General features: G+C 60.8%; 13 protein-coding genes. 8 read left to right on the forward strand and 5 right to left on the reverse strand.

The window, feature by feature from the left end:
* Positions 1–458: 458 nt before the first annotated feature.
* The 7 genes from coxB to O9K64_RS19475 all read left to right on the forward strand — a co-directional run bounded on the left by coxB (position 459) and on the right by O9K64_RS19475 (position 7,106).
* The gene (gene coxB, locus O9K64_RS19445; protein ID WP_335342322.1) at positions 459–1,580 is read left to right on the forward strand and encodes a cytochrome c oxidase subunit II; all 1,122 of its coding nucleotides are present in this window, start codon (positions 459–461) and stop codon (positions 1,578–1,580) included.
* Positions 1,581–1,590: 10 nt separating this feature from the next.
* The gene (gene ctaD, locus O9K64_RS19450) at positions 1,591–3,186 is read left to right on the forward strand and encodes a cytochrome c oxidase subunit I (protein WP_275099770.1); all 1,596 of its coding nucleotides are present in this window, start codon (positions 1,591–1,593) and stop codon (positions 3,184–3,186) included.
* A gap of 126 nt (positions 3,187–3,312) precedes the next feature.
* Positions 3,313–3,867: a cytochrome c oxidase assembly protein gene (locus tag O9K64_RS19455; protein WP_275099771.1), complete on the forward strand. Its 555-nt coding sequence runs from the start codon at positions 3,313–3,315 to the stop codon at positions 3,865–3,867.
* 41 nt (positions 3,868–3,908) lie between these two features.
* Entirely contained in the window at positions 3,909–4,784 is an 876-nt protein-coding gene (locus O9K64_RS19460) for a cytochrome c oxidase subunit 3 (protein ID WP_275099772.1), read from the forward strand.
* A 107-nt stretch (positions 4,785–4,891) separates the two neighbouring features.
* On the forward strand, positions 4,892–5,584 hold the full coding sequence (locus tag O9K64_RS19465; RefSeq protein WP_275099773.1) for an SURF1 family protein: 693 nt from the start codon (positions 4,892–4,894) through the stop codon (positions 5,582–5,584).
* Between the two features lie 72 nt (positions 5,585–5,656).
* Positions 5,657–6,142: a DUF2244 domain-containing protein gene (locus tag O9K64_RS19470; RefSeq protein WP_275099774.1), complete on the forward strand. Its 486-nt coding sequence runs from the start codon at positions 5,657–5,659 to the stop codon at positions 6,140–6,142.
* A 190-nt stretch (positions 6,143–6,332) separates the two neighbouring features.
* Positions 6,333–7,106 (forward strand): ferredoxin--NADP reductase, encoded by a 774-nt coding sequence (locus tag O9K64_RS19475; RefSeq protein ID WP_275099775.1) that lies wholly within the window; start codon positions 6,333–6,335, stop codon positions 7,104–7,106.
* 18 nt (positions 7,107–7,124) lie between these two features.
* On the opposite strand, the gene O9K64_RS19480 is transcribed toward O9K64_RS19475, so the two are convergent.
* Both O9K64_RS19480 and O9K64_RS19485 read right to left on the reverse strand, forming a co-directional pair.
* On the reverse strand, positions 7,125–7,451 hold the full coding sequence (locus O9K64_RS19480) for a hypothetical protein (RefSeq protein WP_275099776.1): 327 nt from the start codon (positions 7,449–7,451) through the stop codon (positions 7,125–7,127).
* Between the two features lie 251 nt (positions 7,452–7,702).
* Positions 7,703–8,173: a hypothetical protein gene (locus tag O9K64_RS19485; protein ID WP_275099777.1), complete on the reverse strand. Its 471-nt coding sequence runs from the start codon at positions 8,171–8,173 to the stop codon at positions 7,703–7,705.
* 417 nt (positions 8,174–8,590) lie between these two features.
* Here O9K64_RS19485 and O9K64_RS19490 point away from each other — a divergent pair, with 417 nt between their 5' ends.
* Positions 8,591–9,622 carry a patatin-like phospholipase family protein gene (locus tag O9K64_RS19490; protein WP_275099778.1) on the forward strand — a complete coding sequence of 344 codons (1,032 nt, stop codon included), beginning with the start codon at positions 8,591–8,593 and terminating at the stop codon, positions 9,620–9,622.
* Positions 9,623–9,662: 40 nt separating this feature from the next.
* Here O9K64_RS19490 and O9K64_RS19495 read toward each other — a convergent pair whose 3' ends face one another.
* The 3 genes from O9K64_RS19495 to O9K64_RS19505 form a co-directional block, all read right to left on the reverse strand.
* Complete coding sequence (locus tag O9K64_RS19495; protein ID WP_275099779.1) at positions 9,663–10,640, reverse strand: alpha/beta hydrolase; 978 nt, start codon at positions 10,638–10,640, stop codon at positions 9,663–9,665.
* Between the two features lie 253 nt (positions 10,641–10,893).
* Positions 10,894–12,171 (reverse strand): peptidoglycan-binding protein, encoded by a 1,278-nt coding sequence (locus O9K64_RS19500; RefSeq protein ID WP_275099780.1) that lies wholly within the window; start codon positions 12,169–12,171, stop codon positions 10,894–10,896.
* 8 nt (positions 12,172–12,179) lie between these two features.
* Positions 12,180–13,040 carry a flagellar motor protein MotA gene (locus tag O9K64_RS19505; protein WP_275099781.1) on the reverse strand — a complete coding sequence of 287 codons (861 nt, stop codon included), beginning with the start codon at positions 13,038–13,040 and terminating at the stop codon, positions 12,180–12,182.
* Between the last annotated feature and the right edge of the window lie 121 nt (positions 13,041–13,161).

The following is a 13,161-nucleotide window of genomic DNA, read 5'->3' on the forward strand; positions in this document are numbered from 1 at the left end:
GCCGTTCCGCAGGGAGGGGGTAGCCTTCGGGCTACCTCCTACCAGATTGCTTAATGGTGGCGGTATTCCTGGATTCCGGCCTGCGCCGGAATGACGAAAATCCTGCAATTCGCCTTAAGTAAGTGCCATTTCGATCATGGTCGAATCTGGATGGTAATCAAAAAACCTTATAAAACACCGGTAGATAGTAATGGAATAAGATCTATTCCAACAATTGAATAACTTCATTCATCGACTATGATTAGGGTGCTCGCTCGATAGTAGCATCAGGTGCAAGGCAACCGCCCTGTTGTTTACCGGCTCGCCTGTTACTCATCTGACACCCATTCGCTTCTTTCAGAGTAAGCATCTAAAGCTGTAGCCAGATTTGGCCACCGCACCCAAGTATTTGACCATGTGAAGTTCAGGCCAAAAAAAGCCATCGCTGCTAGTCGCAATCGCTGGAGTTGGAGGCTGCGTTGAACTGGATAAAAGGAAAAATTACCGGTCTTTTCATGGTGCTGCCTGGGCTGGCGGCATCCCCGGCCCAGGCGGATTTCGCCCTCAACATGCGCCAGGGTGTGACCCCGATCAGTCGCGAGATCTATGACCTGCACATGATCATCCTGTGGATCTGTGTGGTCATCGGTGTGGTGGTGTTCGGTGCCATGTCCTACAGCATTGTCCGGCATCGACGCTCCCGGGGCGCGGTGGCGGCAAAGTTTCACGAGAGCACCCTGGTGGAGGTGATCTGGACCCTGGTGCCCAGCCTGATCCTGGTGGCGATGGCGATCCCGGCGACTCGCACCCTGATCGCAATGGAGGATACCAGCGACCCCGAGCTGACCATTCAGGTCACCGGCTATCAATGGAAGTGGCACTACCGTTACCTGGACGACGAGATCAGTTTCTTCAGCGCGCTGGCGACGCCGCGCGATCAGATCGAGAACCGTGCCCCCAAGGGCGAGCACTACCTACTCGAGGTGGATGAGCCGCTGGTGTTGCCGACGCGAAAAAAGATTCGTTTTCTGCTGGGGTCCAATGATGTCATCCACGCCTGGTGGCTGCCCGATCTGGGCTGGAAGCGCGACGCCATTCCCGGTTTCATCAACGAGTCCTGGACCTGGATAGAAGAGCCCGGCACCTACCGTGGCCAGTGTGCCGAGCTGTGCGGTCGGGATCACGGCTTTATGCCGATCGTGGTGGAGGCCAAGACCGAGGAGGAGTACCGGCAGTGGGTCGAGAGCCGGAAAGTGGCGCAACGCAGTGAACAGGCGATGGCGGAGCAGGAGTGGAGCCTGGAGCAACTGGTGGAGCGGGGCGAGGATGTCTACAACAAGACCTGCGCCGCCTGCCATCAGCCGGGGGGCGTCGGCATTCCCAATGTATTCCCGGCGCTCAAGGGCAGTCCGGTGGCGACCGGCCCGGTGGATGCGCATATCGCGATCGTGATGAAGGGAAAACAGGGTACGGCGATGCAGGCGTTCGCCGACCAGCTGTCCGACCTGGATCTTGCCGCGGTGATCAGCTATGAGCGCAATGCCTTCGGCAACGATAGCAGAGACATGGTGCAGCCGGCCCAGATAAAGTCAGCACGCTGAGGAGAACCCCATGACCGAATCGGTACACGCACATGCAGATGAAAAACCGCCCGGTCTCTGGCGCTGGGTGGTGACCACCAACCACAAAGATATCGGCACGCTCTACCTGCTGTTTGCGCTGCTGATGTTCTTTATCGGCGGCAGCATGTCGATGGTGATCCGCACCGAGCTGTTTCAGCCGGGGCTGCAGTTTACCGATCCCCTGTTTTTTAATCAGATGACCACCATGCACGCGCTGGTGATGATCTTCGGTGCGGTGATGCCGGCCTTTGTCGGCCTGGCCAACTGGCAGATCCCGCTGATGATCGGCGCGCCCGACATGGCCTTCCCGCGAATGAACAACTGGAGCTTCTGGATTCTGCCGTTCGCCTTCAGCATGCTGTTGAGCACCCTGTTCATGCCAGGCGGTGCGCCCGCCGGGGGCTGGACCATGTACCCGCCGCTGGTGTTGATGACCGGTGACGCCTTCCCCTACCTGATCTTCTCGATTCATCTCATGGGCCTGTCGTCGCTGATGGGGGCGATCAATATCATCGTCACCATCCTGAATATGCGTACCCCTGAGATGAACCTGATGAAGATGCCGCTGTTTGTCTGGACCTGGCTGGTGACCGCCTTTCTGCTCATCGCCGCCATGCCGGTACTGGCGGGGGTGGTTACCATGCTGTTGACCGACCGCTATTTCGGCAGCAGTTTCTTCAACGCCGCCGGCGGCGGGGACCCGGTGATGTTCCAGCACATCTTCTGGTTCTTCGGTCATCCCGAGGTCTACATCATGATCCTCCCCGCGTTTGGCGTGGTCTCGACCATCATCCCCACCTTCGCGCGCAAGCCCCTGTTCGGCTACGCCTCGATGGTCTATGCCACCGCCTCCATCGCCTTCCTCTCGTTCATCGTCTGGGCCCATCACATGTTCACAGTGGGCATGCCGCTGGCCGCCGAGCTGTTCTTCATGTACAGCACCATGCTGATCGCGGTGCCCACCGGGGTGAAGATCTTCAACTGGGTCTCCACCATGTGGCGCGGCTCCATGACCTTCGAGACACCGATGCTGTGGGCGATCTCTTTCGTGGTACTGTTTACTATCGGCGGATTCTCCGGGCTGATGCTGGCCATCACGCCCGCCGATTTCCAATACCAGGACACCTATTTCGTGGTCGCCCATTTCCACTACGTGCTGGTCACCGGTTCGGTGTTCGGGATCTTCGGTGCGGTCTATTACTGGTTGCCGAAATGGACCGGGAATATGTACAACGAGCGCCTGGGTAAAATCCATTTCTGGTGCTCCATCGTGTTCTCCAATCTGCTCTATTTCCCGCAACATTTCCTCGGCCTTGCCGGGATGCCGCGACGGGTGCCGGATTATGCCATCCAGTTCACCGACTGGAACCAGGTCTCGTCCATCGGTGGCATCGGCTTTGGACTCACTCAGCTGATCTTTGTCTATATCGTTTTCCAGGCCATACGTTCCGGCAGCAAAGCCCCGGCCCGGGTCTGGGATGGGGCGATCGGACTGGAGTGGAGCGTCCCCTCGCCGGCACCCTATCACACCTTCCAGGAGCCGCCGAAGCTGACGGAGGGTGAGTTGCAACGTGAGGGAATCTGAGTCGTGCAGTCGCGAATCAATGACCATCAGTCCAACCGCCGGCGCAACAATATCCTGTTGGCGTTGCTTCTGTTCCTGGCCGCACTGACATTTTTCGGTGCCATTATCCTGACCCATCTGTGACCCATGACGAGATCGGCCCGACAGCAGAGCAATCGGACACTGGCATTGAAGCTGGCCGGCATCACCCTGGCCATGTTCGGTTTCGGTTTTGCTTTGGTGCCGTTGTATGAGGTGTTTTGCGAGATCACCGGACTCAATGGCAAGGGGGTCAACCGGATCGTATCGGCCGCGGCGACGGCGGTCGACGACAATCGTTGGGTGACGGTGGAATTTCTCTCCGGCAGCAACCTGGCCGGGAGCTGGGAGTTCCGTCCGAGCCAATCCAGGATGCGGGTGCAACCGGGCAGGCTCTACTCGGTGAGCTATCAGGCACGAAATCCCACGGATCAGGCGGTGACGGTGCGGGCGGTCTCCAGCATCGCGCCGGGAACCGCGGCGGGTTACATCAGCAAGCTGGAGTGTTTCTGTTTCCGGCAACAGCGTTTTGCTCCCGAAGAGCAGCGCATGATGCCGGTGCGATTTATGGTGGACAGGGCGTTGCCCCCCGAGCTGGGCACCATCAGCATCGCCTATACCCTGTTCGACAGCTTGAACCGGGAAGCCGCGCCCGGCTCGTGAGGCGGGCGCGGATTTTCCAAGCCACAACGGAGCACTTGGACATGTCTTCAGCAACCGAGAGATATTACTTGCCGCACAACAGCTATTGGCCGATCCTCGGGTCCATCGGGCTGTGCGCGCTGTTCGTAGGCTTTGCCCGCCTGCTCACCGGTGCGAACATCGGCAGTACCTTGATGATATTCGGCGGATTGATCATGGTGCTGATGCTGGTCGGCTGGTTCGGAACGGTGATCCGTGAAAGCCAGTCCGGCAGCTATAACCAGCAGGTGGGGCGATCATACCGCTGGGGCATGTGCTGGTTTATCTTCTCCGAGGTGATGTTCTTCGGGGCGTTTTTTGCCGCGCTTTTTTACGCCCGGGTGCTCTCCGTCCCCTGGCTGGGCGGCGAGGACAGCGGGATCAGCACCCACCTGTATCTCTGGCCCGATTTCATCGCTGCCTGGCCGCTGCTGCAACTGCCCGACCCCAGTCAGTTCAGTGCGGCCAAGGCGCCCATGGAGGCCGCCGGGATTCCCGCGCTGAATACCCTGATCCTGCTCTCCAGCGCGGCCACGGTAACCTGGGCCCATTGGGGGCTCAAGGCGGAGCGGCGTCGCCAGTTGATCGTCGGGCTGATCCTGACCGTTTCGCTGGGGCTGCTGTTTCTCACGTTGCAGGCCTACGAGTACCGGCACGCCTTCACCGAACTCAATCTGGGTATCGGTTCCGGCATCTACGGTACCACCTTCATCATGCTGACCGGGTTCCATGGTCTGCACGTAACGGTGGGGGCGATCATGCTGATGGTCGTTCTGGGGCGCAGTCTCGCCGGTCATTTCACCCCGCTCGGTCATTTCGCCTTTGAAGCCAGCGCCTGGTACTGGCACTTTGTCGACGTGGTCTGGCTGCTCCTGTTTACCTTCGTCTACTGGTTATGAGCCCGGCCCATCCCCAGCCCCATTCCCAGCGCCGTAGCGTCGCGCCGCGGTCGATCCGTGGTCTGCCGATAGCCCCGGGAGGTTACCGTTTCCGGCCGACCCGATGGATGACGCTGCTGAGCCTGGTGCTGGTTTCGCTGCTGACCTCCCTGGGTGTTTGGCAACTGCAGCGCGCGGATGCGAAGGCACGGTTGATAGCCCACTTCGAGCAGAACAGCGCCCAGCCGGTGCTGGACCTGAACGCCACCGATTTTACCGATCCACGGCTCATCAATCGGCTGGGAGAGGTTAGCGGCCAGTTCAGGGATACTCCCGTTATCCTGCTCAACAATCAACTCCTGGGGGGGCGGCTGGGATTTCACCGGTTCGCGCTGTTCCAGCTGGCGGGGTCCGACAGGCACCTGCTGGTCAACCGGGGCTGGGTCGCCGCGAGCGCCGAGGGCAAACCGCTGCTCGGCGACCCGGCTTTACGCCCGCGCGATCAGGAACTGCGGGGCATGCTGGTGGCCGCGCCGCGTCCCGGGATGCGGCTGGGGGAGTTACGCTATCGGGCCGACGCGCCGCTGCTGGAACTGCCCTATCTCGACCTTGCCTGGCTGCGCCAGGTACTGGCAGTGGATCTGCAGCCACTGGTCCTGTTGCAGGATGTGCGGATCATCGAGCAATACAGGCAGCAGCGGCAGGCCGCCTGGCTCAATCCGCAACGCCACCGGGGCTACGCGTTGATGTGGTTCTCGCTGGCGCTGGCCCTGGTAGTCATCTACCTGGTGACCAATCTGAAGCGAACCGACCCGGGTTGACCGGCCACGCGCGTGGCCGGAGCGAGGTCGGGATTGCCCACCGTGGAGGGTGGTCCACGGAGGAGGTTCGGTATGGTGATGCATTATGAAATGCCCGATTCGCAGGGTGAGGTGTTCATTGTCCGTCCCAACAACTCTCTCAAGTGGCGGCATGCCAAGCTGTTGTTCAATGTGATTGCCGTGGTTATGCTGGGTGTCGGACTGGTGTTCTGGTCGCTGGGTGCCTGGCTGGTGTTGCCGTTTATTGTCGCGGAGCTGATCGTGCTCGCCTGCGTCTTCTACCGGACTTCGCTGAAGGTCTACTCCCGCGAGGTGATCGCGGTCGAGCCGACGGCGATACGGGTGATACAGGGGGGCAATCATCCGGTGTTCCAGGTCAGGCCGCCGCTGGCGCGGGTCAACCTGCAGCGGGGCGATAACCGGCTGGCGACCGCCCATCTCTACCTGCAATCGAGTGAGTCGGAAGTCGAGATAGGCGGTTGCCTGGTGGAGTCCGAGCGTGAAGCGTTGGCCAATGATCTGTCCCGTGCCGTGGCCGCCTGCAGTTCGAAGCGCTAGCCTCATCACCTGAGTTAACTGTTTCCGGCAGCGCGACCGGGCCAGCCGCGCTTGTCCAGACAACACTGGAAAATATGGGGTTGTGGTTCCAGTATAAGCTGATTCCAACAAGTTATTTTTGCAACAAACTGCCCGGCGTTAAGGTCAGTATCATCAACGATAGGTATTTGTCAGGGCAGGGCTATACGCAATGAGTAATATTATTCGCGAACGGGTCACCAGTGTGCACCACTGGAACGAAACGCTGTTCAGTTTCAAGACCAGCCGCAACGACTCTTTTCGATTCCACAACGGCCACTTCACCATGATCGGGATCGAAGTCGAGGGGCGGCCGCTGATGCGCGCCTACAGTATCGCCAGTGCGAACTACGAAGACGAGTTGGAGTTTTTCAGCATCAAGGTCCCGGATGGGCCGCTCACCTCGCGACTGCAGAAGATCCGGGCCGGGGACGAGTTGCTGCTCAGCAAGAAACCCACAGGAACCCTTATCGCCGATCACCTGCTGCCGGGCAAGCACCTCTATCTGCTCGCCACCGGCACCGGGCTGGCACCCTTTCTCAGCATCATCAAGGATCCGGATATCTACGAGCGTTATGACAAGGTAATCCTCACCCATGGGGTGCGGTATGTTTCCGAACTGGCCTACCGAAAGATGATCCTCGAGGAGTTGCCGCGGAATGAATACTTCGGCGACCTGGTTGCCAACAAGCTGATCTACTATCCCACCGTCACCCGGGAGCCGTTCCGTAACCAGGGCCGCCTGACCGACCTGATGGAGAGCGGCAAGCTGTTCGAGGACATCGGCCTGCCGGCGTTTGACCGGGAGAACGACCGCTTCATGATCTGCGGTAGCCCCAGTATGTTGCGAGATACCTGCGATATCCTCAAGGCGAGGGGATTCGAAGAGTCCCGCAATGGGGTGCTGGGGAGTTATGTCTTTGAGCGGGCGTTCGTCGAGTCCTGACAACGCCCGCCGTCAGGTTCAGCAGCGCCCCTTCTTGGCCTGCCCGGGAGGACAGAACCGGCTGGGTTCCCGGTAGCTGGGCAGTGGCTCGACCTCGATCACCCGGCGATGTTGCGCCGGCTTTTCGGGGTAGTCGCCCTGGGTATTGATCGTGGTACCGATGGCGGCCCCGGCGGCACTGCCTATGATGGCACCTTCGCGACCCCCGATCTCCGCACCGGCGGCACCGCCCAGGGCGCCGCCAATGCCGCCACCTATGGCAGCATCCACGGTCAGATTGTCGGCATGAGCCAAGCTTGTCGCGGTGATAAGGAAAAGACAGGTCACTCCTTGTACAACGTTCATATTCACAACTCCGGTGATGGTCATTTTTGTGCTCGGTGCAGGCGGATTTCGCATGCAAACGGGTGCAGGGTATCAGAAGGCGCGCCCGGATAGTGTGTCGTCCGACACAAACCTCGGGGCCGGTGCGCCAGGCGAACCATTGGCGACCCAGCAAAAAAATTGACCCCGGTCACCCGGCACGCTTGAGCATGAAGCTGGACAATACCGCCAGGCACACCCCTGTGCATGCCGGCGGGCAATGCCCTCTCCCACTAACCGACGCTGCCCTGCACGCAGAATACCTTGCCTTTGTAGCCCTGACGGATGCGCTGGGTAATGGTTTGGCACTCTCTGCTGACATAACTGGAGGGGATGCCGTAGAAAATAAACCGCGCATCCCGTTCACCATCGGTCCCCCTGTCGAGAGCGATATAACTGGCCGGGATTTTCTCGTTCACGAACAGTTTCCTGTAACGTTCGCTGATCTCTTTTTTACAGTCTGACTTGACCTCCACCTCGCCCAGGGTTTTCAGCGTGTTTGCCCAGACCAGTGCCGCACGGGCCGTGCAGTCCGCCAACGAGTTCATTTTTCCGAAGCCGACCAGCTGCACATTTGAAGCGCGCAGGTTGATGCGGATCTCCGCATAGTAGGGGTCGGTGACCGTGGTCTGGAAGGGGGAGTGATTGTGGTAGATGTAGTAGCCTGCGGCTATCAGGGCCAACGCGATGATTATGCCTTTCACGGTACGCTTCCTTGTGTTTCTGAAACCATGTCAATGGGTAAAGGGGCGGCGATCAGTTGCCTGCGGATGCCGTCGGGCCGACCTCGCCCCATGCCGAGTTGAACAGTTGTAGCGTCACAACGATCCCGAATATATCAGACTTATCTTCCTTTATCGACGGCTGTTGTGAAGATTATTCGTAACTACCCACCTGGTCTGCAGTGATTGGCCTGGCTTGTTGGCCGATCTTGATCCAGCCATCGTGTGAGGCCTGCAAGGCAGGTCAATCACCCCGTGGGTAGTTACGCTTATTCTTCTTTAGTCCTGGTATACCGGCCAGGCGCGGCAGAATCGAAAAAAGTCATTTGACCTTCTATCGCGGGGCGGTTAGTTTGGGGGCATGCACGATGCTGCAGTGCAACATCGGGAGATAAGGTCATGGCGGATCGCAATCATGTCATCAATTTCGCCCTGCAGGGGGGCGGAGCTCACGGTGCCTTTACCTGGGGGGTGCTGGACCGCCTGCTGGAGGAGGAGTGGCTGGGGTTCGAGGGCGTCAGCGGCACCAGCGCCGGGGCCATGAATGCGGCGCTGCTGGCTTGTGGCTATGCCCAGGGTGGCAGGCCGGGGGCACGGCACAAGCTGGGCGAATTCTGGACCGAGCTGGGCACGCAGGCCAGCATGAGTTTCGTCAGTTCGGATCATGAACTGAGCAGGCAGGCGGGACACAGTATTGAATACTCCCCCCTGTATCAGGCGCTGATGACCCTGGGCTGGTTTCTGTCGCCGTATCAGTTCAACCCGCTGGCACTCAATCCCCTGCGCGAACTGGTGGAGCGGGTGATCGACTTTTCGGCCTTCAGTGAGCCGGAAACGATCCGTCTGTATATCGCCACCACGCAGGTGAGAACGGGCAAGATCCGGGTATTCGAAAACCATGAGTTATCTCCCGATGTACTGTTGGCCTCGGCCTGTCTGCCCACCGTCCATCACAGCATCGAGATTGACGGGGAGCCTTACTGGGACGGTGCCTACAGCGGCAATCCCGCTATTTTCCCGCTGCTGAGCCAGAGCAACAGCGACGACATCATTATCGTGTTGCTCAGTCCGCTGCAGCATGCCAGCGATCCCGATACCGCCGCGCAGATCCGGACCCGGGCACAGGAACTCGGCTTCAGCGCTGCGTTCCTGCGGGAGATGCGTGCCATCGCCGATATCAAGGAGCGTTACGGCAGGTCGCGCTATGTGCTGGGCAGACTCGAACGCAAGGTGCGTGATCTCAAGATCCATCTCATCGAGGCCAATGACCTGATGAACTCGCTGAACCATACCAGCCGACTGAATACCCACGCCTCTTTTCTGGAGATGTTGCGTGACCAGGGCCGGGATTACGCCCAGGCCTGGCTGGCCGGCAACCGGCACCACCTGGGCCGGCGCACCTCGGTGGATCTGCTGGAACTCTTCACTTGAGCATTCCCGGGTTGCTGGCCGCCGAGGGCCTGGCGGCCGTTCAGGTCTCCTGGATGATGGTGGTGCGGCGAAACTCCTCGTCGGGGAATACGCGGCCCGATACCAGGGTCTCGAAGATGTGCTCAAACACCAGGCCCGGTGTTCCCGCCACCCTCCCGGTCCTGAAATAGGAGTGCCCCTTGGGAGTGTCGTAGATGTTGTTGACGTCATCGCAGTCCACCGCGTAGACGTTGGCCGGGGTGAGCCGCATATCTTCCGGACCGGTGTGTCCCAGGCGCCGCGAGGCGATCTTGTTCCTCAGGTTGGAGGCCTTGCTGGCGCGCAGGGCCAGGTCGTCGGAGGCGTAGTAGACAATCACATTGCGCGAGGCGTGGCAGATCAATTCGCCCCGGTTGCCCTCCTGCAGGGATTCATTGACGATGTCGGCGGCGACCAGAAAGGTATTTCGGAAAATGAGCGGTACCCCGTCCGCCAGGTCATAGCGGTTCCAGGCCGCCAGCGTCTCACGCAGTACCCGGTTACCCATCGAATGCGCCAGCACACTGATCCGCTTGAGGCAGGGGTCGGCCTGCGGGTTGTATTTTTCGGAATTTCGCCAGGCGACAAACTTCTCCAGGATGCGTGCGAACGAGTAGGCGCTGGAGTCGGCCGACTTCTGGTCATCCCAGTAGTCCTTGACGATGCCGACATCGTTGTCGCAGGGCCAGATCAGCGGCACCACCAGCACCTCGTCCGGTCTCTTCTCATCGCACAGCGCCTGAAACTCCTCAACCGCGCGGAACACACTGGTCGGGAGATTGGAGAAGCCGTGCAGGTAGATCAGTAGCTGTCGCTGTGGAGCGAGTTTGAGCCGGGAGAGAAAGTCAATACTGCCGATCTCGGTATAGGCCTGGTCGCCGGTCTTTTCGCAGAAGAAGATGGAGTTGCTTGCCGCATTGTTATCCAGGTCGAAATCAAATTTGCGCCCGGCGCGGGAACGGATGCTCTGCTTCGGGAAGCGATTGGTGATGAACAGCATCTCGCCTATCCTCCTGTTCTGTTCGTCTTATCGGGAGAGGTTCAATACCCTGCCGGCTTAACCCTTGGGTTGACTGCTATACCCGCAGGCGGCCTGCATGCAACGATGCGGGATAACTCGCCTGGGACAGGAGCGTTGTGAGAGGGGTGCAGCATCCCGTCCGCGGGTTATTCCTTCCATCACTTAAGGAGATTAGCAGAGAATCAGCGCCGCATGCCGGCAAACGGTGGGTCCCGGCCGTGACTGGTGTCGCTTAACGCGCGGTCAGCTTGATCTCGATGCGCCGGTTCTGGCGGTAGGCCGCCTCGCTGTCGGCCGGGTTCAACGGGTGGAACTCGGCAAAGCCGGTGGCCGCCATGCGCTGTGGCGAAATGCCCCGTGCCGCCAGGTGGCGCAGCACGGAGACGGCGCGCGCCGTGGAGAGTTCCCAGTTGGAGGCGAACTGGGCGCTCTTGATCGGCAACCGGTCGGTATGTCCGTCGATGCGCAGGATCCAGTCGATCTGCTCGGGAATGATCTTGATCACATCGCGCAGTACCCGGGCCAGTTCATCGAGCTGGCGTTGTCCCGCCTCGCCCAGTTGGGCCGAACCCGAATCGAACAGCAGCTCCGACTGAAACAGGAAGCGGTCCCCCTTCACCTGGATGTACGGGTTCGCCTTGAGCAGGCCGCTGAGCTGGCCAAAGAAGTCCGAGCGATAGCGCTCCAGCTCATTGACCCGCCGCGCCAGCTCGACATTGAGCCGCTTGCCCAGATCGCTGATCTCGGCCTGCTGCGCCGTCTTCTCCCTCTCGGCCTGGGCCAGCGCCTGGTTGATCTCCTCGAGCTGGGATCTGAGCCCATCGATCATCCGCCTGAGCAGCGTCACCTCCGCCTGGGCATCGGCGGAGAGGCGGCGCTCCTGTTCCAGGGCCCGGGTCTGTTCACCGACCAGGGCGCTGAGGGCCTGGATGCGGATCTCGCGCTGTTCGACCTCCACCTGGGCCAGATAGGTGCGCTCGTTGGCCTCGGCCAGGCGCGCCTCCAGCGCCTTGCTGCGATCGCGCAGCTGGGTTGCCTCATCGGTCTGCTGGCGGAGGTTGGCGCCGAGGCTGCCGATCTCCGCCTCCAGCCGGGTGCGTAGCTGCTGCAGCCGGTCGATGTCCTGCTGCAGGCTGGCGATGTTGAGCAACTGCTGCTCGATCTGTTGGCGATCGGCCGCCTGCGCCTGGGTCAGCTGCTCCATCCGGCCGGCCAGTTCGAATTTCTCCTCCGTGAGTTGGGAGATCAGTCCGGAAAGGTCCTCGACGTTGGTCACCAGGGCCCGGTTCTTCTGCTGCTCCAGGCCGAGCTCCGCGGTCAGTTGCTGGAGGCGCTGCTCCAGATCGCCCAGTTCGGTCTCCTGGCTGGAGAGGATCTGGGACAGCATGAACTGGGCGAAGGTGAAGACCAGCAGGACGAAGATGACCAGCATGAGCAGGGCGGCCAGGGCATCGACGTAGCCCGGCCAGACATTGACGCTGCGGCGGTTGCGGCGTGAGATGGCGGACATGGGATGCCTCAGTCGTCCCCGGCACCGGGCCGCGCTGTCGCCGTGGCGTCATCCGCCGGCGGCCCCTCTTCCTGGGCAGATCGGCTGCGTTGATCCTGCTTCTCCCGCATCTGCTGGCTCAGGCGCTGTTCCAGATTATCGGCGTCTTCGAACAGGGGCTGGCTGCCGGGTTCGTCGATCAGCTGGGTGACGCCGGAGAGCCACTCCTCCAGGTCGTTGAAAAAACGGTTCTGGGCATGCCCGGCGAGGATGTCGAGGAAGCCGAGCACCAGGGAGCCGCCGAGACCGAACAGCGACGAGCTGAAGGCGGTGCCCATGCCGGTCAGGGGCTGCTGCAGCCCGGCCTTGAGCTGCTGGAACACGGCGGCGAACTCGCGATTGCCCACGTCCAGCCCGGCAATCACGCTGCTCACCGAGGAGATGGTCCCGAGCAGCCCCCAGAAGGTGCCGAGCAGGCCGAGAAAGACCAGCAGGCCGATCATGTATCGGGAGATCTCGCGCGACTCGTCGAGACGGGCGCGGATGCCGTCGAGCACCGTGCGCAGCGACAGTGCGGAGAGGCGGAAACGGTCCTTGCGCCGGCCGTGCAGATGCCGCGCCAGTGGCTTGAGCAGGCGCGGGCTCTCCGCCAGCGAGATCCCCGCCTCCCCGGTGCGGAACAGGGTGATCCAGCTGATCTCCGGTTCCAGGATCAGCACCTGGCGCGCATTGATGATGATACCGATCAGCAGGGCGCCCATGATCAGGGAATTGAAGCCCCAGTTGGCCATGAAGGCGGCCTGCAGCGGTGCAAACAGCAGCAGGCATACGCCCGCGACCACCGCCAGATAGATGCCCATCCAGAGCAGGGAGTGACGTGGATTGCTCATCTCTAGAGAAACCTCCCGAAAGCCGAGCTGCCACCATACTCCGGGACGGAACCGGGTTCAACGGGGGCACCAAGAGTGGCGCGGGGGTGGCCGCCGGCGGAGGGCGAAACTGTGACCGGAG

It is taken from the genome of Sedimenticola hydrogenitrophicus (assembly GCF_029017505.1).
GTDB classification, from domain to species: Bacteria; Pseudomonadota; Gammaproteobacteria; order Chromatiales; family Chromatiaceae; genus Sedimenticola; species Sedimenticola hydrogenitrophicus_A.